The following is a 10446-nucleotide window of genomic DNA, read 5'->3' as shown; positions in this document are numbered from 1 at the left end:
CAGCATGCCATTTATTATTCACGTTTTTATTCATTATCATAGGTTAAGTACCTTTTTTATTATCAGATTGTTTTTAAGCGGTTTTATTTAAACATGACAATAGGAAAGTATAAAGTATTGTTGTGTAAAGCAATGCGTTCTACTCAATTAATTTAAAGTTTGGTAGGCATAACTAAATCTGATTGATGCATGCTGAAAAAAACGGAAGAAAATATTTGGTAACCTAGAATACTAAACAGAAGTTTATCGTGACTAAGAACAGAATACAGTTAAACATTCAAAGCTGAATCCATCGTCAAAGTCAAATAAAATAAAATAACATCAATCTACCAAGTTTTTTTCTCCATTGTTGACAGCAGAGGTCACTAGTTACCCCATACCTCATCGGCAATCTCTTTAATTAAATCGAGTTTTGCCCATTGAGCTTCTTCAGTCAAAATATTACCTTCTTCGGTTGAGGCAAAACCACATTGGGGGCTTATACATAACTGGTTAATATCTACAAACTGGGCTGCTTCTTTAATCCGCTCAATAATAACGTTTTTATCTTCCAATTCGCCTGTTTTTGACGTGACTAGACCTAGTACAACTTGCTGATTTTTGATATGTTGTAACGGTGCAAAATCTCCCGCGCGTTCACTATCATATTCCAAGAAAAAACCATCTACTCTGCAGGTACCAAACAACACCTCAGCAATAGGCGCATAACCGCCTTCAGAGAACCAAGTTGAACGAAAATTACCACGACAAATATGCATGGTAATTTGCATATCGTCAGGTTTGGCATCTACAATACGATTGAGTACCGTCACATAATTTTTAGCAACTTTATCCAAATCAATACCACGAGCCTCAAATTCCGCTCGTTTATCGAGCGAGCAAAACTGCCCCCAACTTGTGTCATCAAGTTGTAAATTACGTAGACCTAACGCATAAAATTTGTTTAACGCTTTAATGTATGCGTTAGCAATGTCATCAAATAGCTGGCTTTCTTCTTGGTAAAGGTCAATCGGCTGGTAATTTTCATCACGTATACAAGCCAATAAGTGCAGCATACTGGGTGATGGGATGGTGAATTTTGTTGGGTAATTACCCGCACAATCTTTTAAAAGTTGATAGGCGTTGACAAAGGGATGGTCGTCACTAAAGTCGATTTTACCCACAATGGCAATGGTGTTACCCTTAGGTTTCGCACCCTTAAACGCAACAGGAAATTTTTCAAGGCTAATCATCTCAATGCCATTTAGTCCTGCTAAAAAATCTAAATGCCACCACACGCGGCTCAATTCACCATCGGTCACGGCGTGCAGTCCATGGCGTTTTTGTAGATTCACAAGATTTTAGATTTCGTCTTTTAGGATTTTGTCAAATGCCGCTTGGTTGATTTTGCCAGTTTGCAATTCGGTTTTGGCATTTTTTAGCGCGTCAGTGCGTAAAAACGACCCTACTACATCGTTACGGTATGGCGCTTGGGTTCGTGGGGTTGCCTGCGCAAATATTTGGCTCATAGTTGATTCGCTTTTGTTAAAAAACTTGAAGCGTCACTATAAGAGTTTTTAGCTAATGAGACAAACGCTGATTTTTCAAGGTAAAATGAATTGCGTTTAATATTTTGACTACTAAACTGTGGGTTTGGTAATACATTTTAAGCCTTCGTGCAGTTTCACTTAGCGTAGTCACTGACTTGTTTTACATTCAAGGAATGTATATTTTATCCTATTACGACAGCACTATTGTTAACTGATTCATCTTCAAACTCAACTTGCCCAATACTTGTTATGTTAAAATAATATTTTTAAAATCAATTATTTGCTTACTCCATTTTCAATATTATTAAGTGTTGAGTTGAATTGACTTAAAATTTATAAGGTAAAGCTTATTAAATTGTAAAGACTAATCTGCAAACTAAAAACCCTATCTTTACACTTTCTTTATATCTGCACTTTAACAATTAACGGCAAATTTACAAGCTTCTTGGTAATAATAAGCATTGACAAATTTTATGCTTAATCTATCAAGGAGTTGGCTATGCAAGCGTTAGCAGGGTTGATGGCACTCGGGTTATTTATCTATCTGGTGTACGTCCTTATCAAAACGGAGGAGTTTTAATGACTTCCTCTGCCTTCATTCAAGTCCTTTTATACCTTGGGGTATTATTTATGCTTGCCTATCCGTTAGCAGGATTTATGGTGAAGCGGATGCAAGCCCCTTTATCTGCCAATGAACAACGCTGGTTTTCCCGTTTTGGGATGTTAGGCGTGGACAATCACGGCAAACTCAGTGGTGAGATGAACTGGAAACAGTACGCCATAGCAATTTTGCTATTTAATATCATTGGTTTAGTGGCATTATTCGGGTTGCAATTGCTACAAGGCATTTTACCGCTCAATCCAGAAAAATTTTCCGCACCCACTTGGCATTCAGCGTTTAACACTGCTGTCAGCTTTATGACCAATACCAACTGGCAAAGCTATGGTGGTGAATCTACCATGAGCTACCTGACCCAAATGCTAGGTATGTCATTGCAAAACTTTTTATCAGGAGCAACCGGGATTGCGGTGGCGTTCGCGTTAATACGTGGGTTAACCCGTAAAAACGCCCAAGGTATTGGCAATGCGTGGGTCGATTTGTGGCGAAGCAATCTGTATATTTTGTTGCCCATTGCCATCGTTATTACGTTGTTATTAGTAAGCCAAGGGGTGATTCAAACCTTATCATCAACTGTCAGTGTCAGCACATTACAAGGGGCAGTCCAAAATATTGCCCTAGGACCTGTTGCCTCGCAAGAAGCGATTAAAATGTTAGGCACGAATGGTGGCGGTTTTTTTAATGCCAATTCAGCACATCCGTTTGAAAATCCTACTGCACTTTCTAACTTTATTGAGATGCTCGCCATTTTCTTAATTCCAACAGCGTTATGTTTCTGCTTAGGAAAAATCAGTGGCAATCTGCGTCAAGGTATTGTGATTTTGTCGGCGATGACGCTGTTGTTTTTAGGCATGTATTGGCTCACTGTCAGCAGTGAATTGGCAGGCAACCCTTGGTTGGCTAACCAAGTCAGTGGTCTGGTGTCGCCTGATATGAGCGGCAATATGGAAGGTAAAGAAACCCGTTTTGGCATCGTCGCGTCTTCCCTGTTTGCGACTATTACCACGGCGGCGTCGTGTGGTGCCGTCAATGCCATGCATGACTCATTTACCCCCATGGGCGGTCTGGCTCCCATGCTCCAAATGCAGCTAGGTGAAGTGGTATTCGGCGGTGTCGGTGCCGGTCTCTATGGCATGTTGTTGTTTGCAATCTTAGCCGTGTTTGTGTCAGGACTGATGATTGGTCGTACCCCTGAATATTTGGGCAAAAAAATCGAACCGTATGAGATGAAAATGGTGGTATTAGGACTGCTTGCTGCACCGTTGACAGTACTCATCGGTACAGCGATTAGTGTGATGACGGAGGCAGGTCAAGCCGGGGTATTTAACCCATCTGCTCATGGCTTTAGTGAGATTTTATATGCGTTTAGTTCGGCGGCAAACAACAATGGTTCTGCCTTTGCAGGACTGGGTGCCAATACTCCTTTTTATAATGTGATGTTGGGGATTGCCATGCTGGTAGGTCGGTTTGGGGTTATTTTACCCGTACTGGCATTGGCAGGTTCACTGGCGAAAAAACCACGATTACCTGTCAATAACGGTACGCTACCAACCACTACACCACTATTTGTTGGGCTACTTATCGGCACGGTGTTATTGGTTGGGGCTTTGACTTTTATCCCAGCGTTAGCACTCGGCCCAATTATTGAGCAAATCTGGATGCACCAGTAGCCGTCGCAGACTCAAATTAAAGGAATTTATCATGACACAAACTATTAGTCCTAATCAGCCCATAAATACAAACCATCAGCCGAATGAACCTCATCATAAAAAAACACCACAAAGCATGTTTGCCCCTGAATTGGTCAAACCTGCGTTAAAAGAAACGTTTGCTAAACTAAACCCTAAAGTACAGTGGCGTAACCCGGTGATGTTTGTGGTGTATGTGGGCAGTATTTTAACCACGTTACTAACGATTCAAGCATTAATTTCCCCCGAACATCGCTCAGAGTTTGGCTTTGATTTGAGCGTAACCCTTTGGCTATGGTTTACGATTTTGTTTGCCAATTTTGCCGAAGCCTTGGCAGAAGGACGTAGCAAAGCGCAAGCCGCTAGCCTTAAACAGGCTCGTCAAGACGTCAAAGCCCGTAAACTCCTTAATATCGAAGACCGTACTGCCACCATGACCGTGCTTGCCACAGAATTGGATAAAGACGATATCGTATTGGTGGAAGCCGGTGAAGTGATTCCTGCCGATGGTGAAGTGATTGAAGGCTTAGCCTCGGTGGATGAATCAGCGATTACGGGAGAGTCAGCCCCTGTGATTCGCGAAAGCGGTGGCGACTTTAATGCGGTGACGGGTGGGACTCGGGTATTGTCAGATTGGCTCATCATTCGTATTACCCAAGCGGCTGGACAAGGCTTTTTAGACCGTATGATTTCACTCGTCGAAGGGGCAAAACGCAGTAAAACGCCCAATGAGATTGCGTTAACCATTTTATTGGTGGCATTGACGCTTATCTTTTTAATGGTGTGCGTCACGTTACTGCCTTTTTCACAATTTGCCGTCAAAGCGTCAGGTCAAGGTATTCCAACGTCGCTGGTGATTTTGGTGGCATTGTTGGTTTGTTTAATCCCGACCACGATTGGCGGTTTGTTATCAGCCATTGGCGTCGCTGGGATGAGCCGTATGATGCAAGCCAATGTGATTGCCACCTCAGGGCGTGCGGTCGAAGCCGCAGGCGATGTCGATGTGTTAATGCTCGATAAAACAGGCACCATTACTTACGGGAATCGCCAAGCGTCGCAGTTTGTGGCAGCACAAGGTATTACTGCCAGTGAATTGGCAGAAACAGCGATGCTTGCGTCACTGGCCGATGAAACCCCAGAAGGACGCAGTATTGTTAAACTGGCGGAACAGCAGTTTAATTTGACTGATGCTAATTTTAAAACTCGGCCTTACGAAGCGATTGAATTTACTGCCCAAACTCGGATGAGTGGTACCGATATGGACGGCAGACAAATCCGTAAGGGTGCCTTTGATGCCATTGCCCGCTGGGTTGAACAGGCAGGTGGCATCATGTCAGACAACATTAAACACCAAGTCGAAGAAGTCGCTCGCCGTGGTAGTACGCCACTGGTCATTGCCGATGGTAAAAAAGTACTGGGTGTGGTTGAGCTAAAAGACATTGTAAAAACAGGCATTAAAGAGCGATTTGCTGAACTGCGTAGCATGGGCATTAGTACTGTGATGATTACTGGAGACAATCCCTTAACCGCCGCTGCGATTGCCGCAGAAGCAGGCGTTGATGATTTTATGGCAGAAGCCACCCCAGAGCAAAAACTGGCTCGTATTCGTAGTTACCAAGAGCAAGGTAAACTGGTTGCCATGACTGGTGACGGTACTAATGATGCCCCTGCCTTGGCACAAGCCGATGTGGCTGTTGCCATGAACAGTGGTACCCAAGCGGCAAAAGAAGCGGCGAATATGGTGGACTTAGATTCCAACCCCACCAAACTCATTGAAGTGGTGCAAACCGGCAAACAGATGCTAATGACCCGTGGTGCTTTAACGACTTTTAGCCTTGCTAACGACGTGGCAAAATATTTTGCCATTATTCCTGCTGCCTTTGCCAGCACTTACCCTGCGTTAAAAGTGTTAGATATCATGCATTTAGGCAGCCCAACCAGTGCCATTTTATCTGCCGTCATCTTTAATGCGTTAATCATCATTGCGTTGATTCCACTGGCGTTAAAAGGCGTGAAATACCGTGCTGCCAAAGCAGCGACGTTGCTACGCACCAACCTGTTAATTTACGGCTTAGGTGGATTAATACTGCCATTTATTGGGATTAAAGTGATTGATGTGATTTTAAACACCTTGCATTTGGCGTAACCTGAGGGGAAATACGATGAATACGACAATCTATACCGATAATAATAACCAATCTGCCATTCAATTTGCCATGCTAAAACCGGCATTGCTGTTGTTTATCATCTTAAGCATGATTCTAGGGGTGCTGTATCCGTTGGGGATGACCGCTGTCTCGCAACTGATGATGCCAACGCAAGCCAATGGTAGTCTATATAAAGATAGCCAAGGTAAAACGATTGGCTCACGCCTAATTGGGCAAAACTTTGATGACCCTAAATATCTGTGGGGACGCCCGTCAGCGGCGAAATACGATGCTAAAGCTTCAACGGGCAGTAACTTAGGTCCTCTAAACCCTGAGCTGGCGAAAAATGTGCAAGCCGCCGTTAGCAAATTAAAAGCAAGCGACCCCACCAATACCGCCCCAATACCGCTTGATTTGGTGACTGCCTCTGCCAGTGGTCTTGACCCCCATATCTCACCTGCAGCTGCTGAATGGCAAGTGGGTCGTATTGCCAAACAACGAGGCATTAGCGTAGATACGGTTAAAAAAGCCATTAGTGATAATACCCAAGCCCCACTATTTGGCGTTTTAGGTGAGCCGGTTGTCAATGTCTTGGCAGTCAACGTGGCTTTAGATAAACTGGCTAAGTCACAATAATAAAGTAAGCGTAAGAGTAAGGCATGACTGATAACCGCCCCAACCCTGATGAGCTGCTCAATCAAATTGAGGCAGAGACGTTGACCACGACCCGAGGCAAGCTCAAGATTTTCTTTGGCTCATCAGCAGGTGTGGGTAAAACTTACGATATGCTGATGGTAGCACGACAAGCCCAAGCTCAGGGCTTTAACGTACTTGTCGGCATTGTGGAAACGCATGGACGTAGCGAAACCGCTGCATTGCTCGAAGGCTTAACGATTTTACCACTCAAGCAAATTGACTATCGAGGACAAACCCTTAAAGAATTTGATATCGATGCCGCTTTAGCGATTCACCCAGATATTCTGTTGGTTGATGAACTGGCCCATAGCAATGTGCCGACTTCCCGTCATCCTAAGCGATGGCAAGATGTGGAAGAGCTAATCAATGCAGGCATCAATGTTTATACTACTTTAAATGTACAGCATTTAGAAAGTGTTAATGATGTGGTCAATCAAATCACCGGCATAGCGGTGCGAGAGACACTACCGGATTGGTTTTTTGATGCTGCCAATGAAGTGGTGTTGGTCGATTTGCCTGCCGATGAACTATTAACACGGTTAGAGGAAGGCAAGGTATATTTGCCCAATCAAGCCAAAAATGCAGTAAAAAACTTTTTTCGCAAAGGCAATCTGATAGCCTTGCGTGAATTGGCACTGCGTCGTACTGCTGACCGTGTTGATACCGATATGCGCAATTATCGTAAACAGGCACGGATTTCACCAATATGGAACACCACAGACCAACTATTAGTCGGCTTAAGTAGTACTGGTAATAATGAACGCCTGATTCGCCATGCTGCTAGACTTGGGGGTAGCTTGCATACCAAATGGTATGTGACCCATGTGGAAACCCCATCTAACCTTTCCAAAAATAAGCAAAAAATCTTAGATGCCCTACGTTTAGCGGAAGACATGGGGGCAACGACCCAGATTATTACCGCCAATAGTGTTGCTGAAGGACTGACGAGCTATGCCCATCAGTTTAATATTGGACGCATTGTTATTGGACAACAACGACCCAAATTGGGGTGTTGGCGAAATTCTTTGATCGAGCAAATCGGTAAACAAGACACCAAGCTTGACTTAATCATAGTTAATCAAGTGGCTGACACCACCCCGAATACATCAGCTTCTCTCATTAGCAAAACGCCGAATTATCAAGAGTTATGGGCAAACCATAACGTAAGGGGCTATCTGGTCGCAACCGTGGGTTGTACGTTGGTCACTGCCTCACTTGCTAAACTCACCCAATGGCTGGATTTAGCTAATGTTTTAATGCTGTACTTACTGATAATCGTGTTTGTTTCGGTACGTTTCGGTCGTTTTCCTGGGATTTTTGCGGTTATCGTTAGCGTATTAAGCTTTGATTTTTTCTTTGTTGAGCCAAAATTTTCTTTTTCGGTAAGCGATGTACAATATCTATTGACCTTTGGGGTGTTGATTGTCGTCTCTTTATTAATTAATAACTTAGCGGTTGGGTTACGGTTTCAAGCCCAATCCGCTCGTCGTCGTGAGCTGCAAGCCAAATCGATAAGTGAATTAAGCCAAGGCTTAAGTGCGGCACGTAAAACTGAACAGATTGCTGACCATGCGACGCTGTGGTTATTACAACATTTAGCCAGTTATGCATTAGTTGTCACGCCCAACAATCAAGGTCGGTTAAACTTGGTGAGTGATACCGCCGTACCGTCAGAATTTGATTGGGCAGTGACGCAGTGGGTATATGACCATAATCAGCTTGCAGGATTTGGCACCAACACGCTTACGGCGAACAAAATGCAATACCGTCCACTGGCAGCTTCAGGGCAAGTATTAGGGGTAATTGCCGTCTTGCCCAAAGATACCAGTTATTTTAATCAGCCTGAACAACAGCGTTTTTTAGATGTGGCAGTTGCCCAAATTGCCTTGGCATTGGAGCGAATTTATTTGGCAAAAGTTGCTCAAGAAGCGGTGATTCAAGTAAAATCAGAGCAGCTGCGAGGAACGCTGTTATCGGCATTGTCCCATGATATTCGCACACCGCTTGCGGTATTATCCACGCTCGCTGAAAGTTTATTGCAACTAACACAAACTGAGCAAGAACAGCATCAACTAGCATTAGATATCCAACAGCAAAGTAGGGCCATTGGACGTTTGGTGGTCAATATTTTAGATTATGCGTCACTGCAATCAGGCGGTATAAGCGTTAATAAACAATGGATTAGCCTTGAAGAATTGATTGGTGGAATATTAACTCAATTAGAGTTTGCTCTTGGCACTCGAGATATCATTGTGGATATTCCAGACGCCCTACAATTTATCTATACCGATGAATTATTATTGGCAAGAATTCTTAATAATTTACTCACCAATGCCATTAATTACTCACCGTTAGGGTCACCCATTCATATTCAAGCACTATCAGACAGCCAAAATGATTTTAAAATTAATGTTATTGATGCCGGTGATGGTGTACCCATTGAGATGCAAACTAAGATTTTTGAACGCTTTACTCGTGGTAATCCAGAAAGCACAGTAACCGGTTTAGGGCTGGGTTTAGCCTTAAGTCGTGAACTGGTAAAAAGTTTGGGGGGCACGCTGAGCGTCACCAATGTGGTACCGCATGGGGCATGTTTTACCATAGAACTACCTCAACCTAGCCAAATCGAACAACGACAGTTTGCTAGCCAATTACATAATCAATCGCATATTTCGATTAATTCACCCTCAGATTATGAGAATTTACCGACCTAGATAACGAACCTATGAAAACGATTTTAATCATTGAAGATGAGCCCCATATTGCCCGTTTTATTAAAAAAGTATTAGAAGACGAAGCATGGGTCGTTTATACCGCAGAAACTGGGCAACGAGGCCTTATCGAAGCGGCAACACGTCGCCCTGATTTAATTATTCTTGATTTAGGCTTGCCAGACAGTGATGGACTTGAGATTATCAATGATATCCGTACTTGGTCAAAACTGCCCATTATCGTCTTATCCGCACGTAGTAATGAGCAAGATAAGATACAAGCGCTTAATTACGGAGCGGATGATTATCTAACAAAGCCCTTTAGTATGGGTGAGTTGTTAGCGCGGGTGAATGCGTTGCTGCGTCGTTACCAGAATAACCAAGACAGTGATGCTATCGTTCAAATGGGTGATATTTGTATTGATACTAGTCAACGTGAGGTGAGTAAAAATGGTGAGGTTGTGCATTTAACGCCCATTGAATATCGCTTACTCACAGTACTGATTCGCAATTCTCAGCGTGTCCTCACCCATGAGCAAATCCTTGATGAAGTGTGGGGTAAAGGGCACCAAGACCAAGGGCATTATGTGCGAATTTTTATGTCAAATTTGCGACAAAAGCTTGAAGACAATCCTTCACGACCTAAGCATTTCTTAACAGAGGTTGGCGTTGGCTATCGGCTTAAAATGTAAATTTAACAATTGAGATTGCAAAAATTTTTGTGTAAGCCTTAGCATATTGCGTGATAAGGATCAGCATAGAATTCGGATCACATATAATATTGAATACATTTTTTTGATATTTAATTGATGGGATTACTACGTAAGTTTATAATGAGGTTAGCACAGAAAACCGAAAAATAATACTTTAAGGGATTTTTTGCAACATTTTTAATTAAATCTCATCTGTCTAAAAAACGAACACTTTTTAGAATATTGATAATTGTTTACTTTATCATAAAATTACAATATGTATGTTTGACGACTTATTAAAAAGCTATTCCAATAAGCACCCATGAATTAGTACTTAGGAATTTCTAATATGAAAAAACCGCTG

Annotated in this window: 8 protein-coding genes; 6 read left to right on the top strand and 2 right to left on the bottom strand. The window is 42.8% G+C overall.

Annotated features, from left to right (window positions below; translation table 11 throughout):
* Window positions 1-365 precede the first annotated feature (365 nt).
* Together RTP55_RS10915 and RTP55_RS10910 are read right to left on the bottom strand one after the other, a co-directional pair.
* A complete protein-coding gene (locus tag RTP55_RS10915) occupies window positions 366-1334 on the bottom strand; it encodes a 5-methyltetrahydropteroyltriglutamate--homocysteine S-methyltransferase (protein ID WP_312386037.1) in 969 nt (322 codons plus the stop codon).
* Between the two features lie 6 nt (window positions 1335-1340).
* Window positions 1341-1508, bottom strand: a complete 168-nt coding sequence (locus RTP55_RS10910) for a hypothetical protein (RefSeq protein ID WP_239743874.1) — start codon at window positions 1506-1508, stop codon at window positions 1341-1343.
* Between the two features lie 520 nt (window positions 1509-2028).
* Here RTP55_RS10910 and kdpF point away from each other — a divergent pair.
* From kdpF to RTP55_RS10885, 6 genes are all read left to right on the top strand, one after another.
* Window positions 2029-2109 carry a K(+)-transporting ATPase subunit F gene (kdpF, locus tag RTP55_RS11090; RefSeq protein WP_072092986.1) on the top strand — a complete coding sequence of 27 codons (81 nt, stop codon included), beginning with the start codon at window positions 2029-2031 and terminating at the stop codon, window positions 2107-2109.
* Entirely contained in the window at window positions 2109-3818 is a 1710-nt protein-coding gene (kdpA, locus tag RTP55_RS10905) for a potassium-transporting ATPase subunit KdpA (protein WP_312386035.1), read from the top strand. The genes kdpF and kdpA overlap by 1 nt, the downstream gene beginning before the upstream one ends.
* A 115-nt stretch (window positions 3819-3933) precedes the next feature.
* Window positions 3934-5982 (top strand): potassium-transporting ATPase subunit KdpB, encoded by a 2049-nt coding sequence (kdpB, locus tag RTP55_RS10900; protein ID WP_312386038.1) that lies wholly within the window; start codon window positions 3934-3936, stop codon window positions 5980-5982.
* A gap of 16 nt (window positions 5983-5998) precedes the next feature.
* Window positions 5999-6619, top strand: coding sequence for a potassium-transporting ATPase subunit KdpC (gene kdpC / locus RTP55_RS10895; RefSeq protein ID WP_312386034.1), 621 nt, complete (start codon window positions 5999-6001; stop codon window positions 6617-6619).
* A 23-nt stretch (window positions 6620-6642) separates the two neighbouring features.
* Window positions 6643-9393 (top strand): DUF4118 domain-containing protein, encoded by a 2751-nt coding sequence (locus RTP55_RS10890; RefSeq protein WP_312386033.1) that lies wholly within the window; start codon window positions 6643-6645, stop codon window positions 9391-9393.
* Window positions 9394-9404: 11 nt separating this feature from the next.
* A complete protein-coding gene (locus RTP55_RS10885) occupies window positions 9405-10082 on the top strand; it encodes a response regulator (protein ID WP_100271281.1) in 678 nt (225 codons plus the stop codon).
* Window positions 10083-10446: the final 364 nt, after the last annotated feature.

The organism is Moraxella sp. CTOTU47579, assembly GCF_032004885.1.
Classification (GTDB): domain Bacteria; phylum Pseudomonadota; class Gammaproteobacteria; order Pseudomonadales; family Moraxellaceae; genus Faucicola; species Faucicola tetraodonis.
The sequence above is the reverse complement of the archived record's forward strand: the minus strand, read 5'-3'. Positions and strand labels throughout refer to the sequence as shown.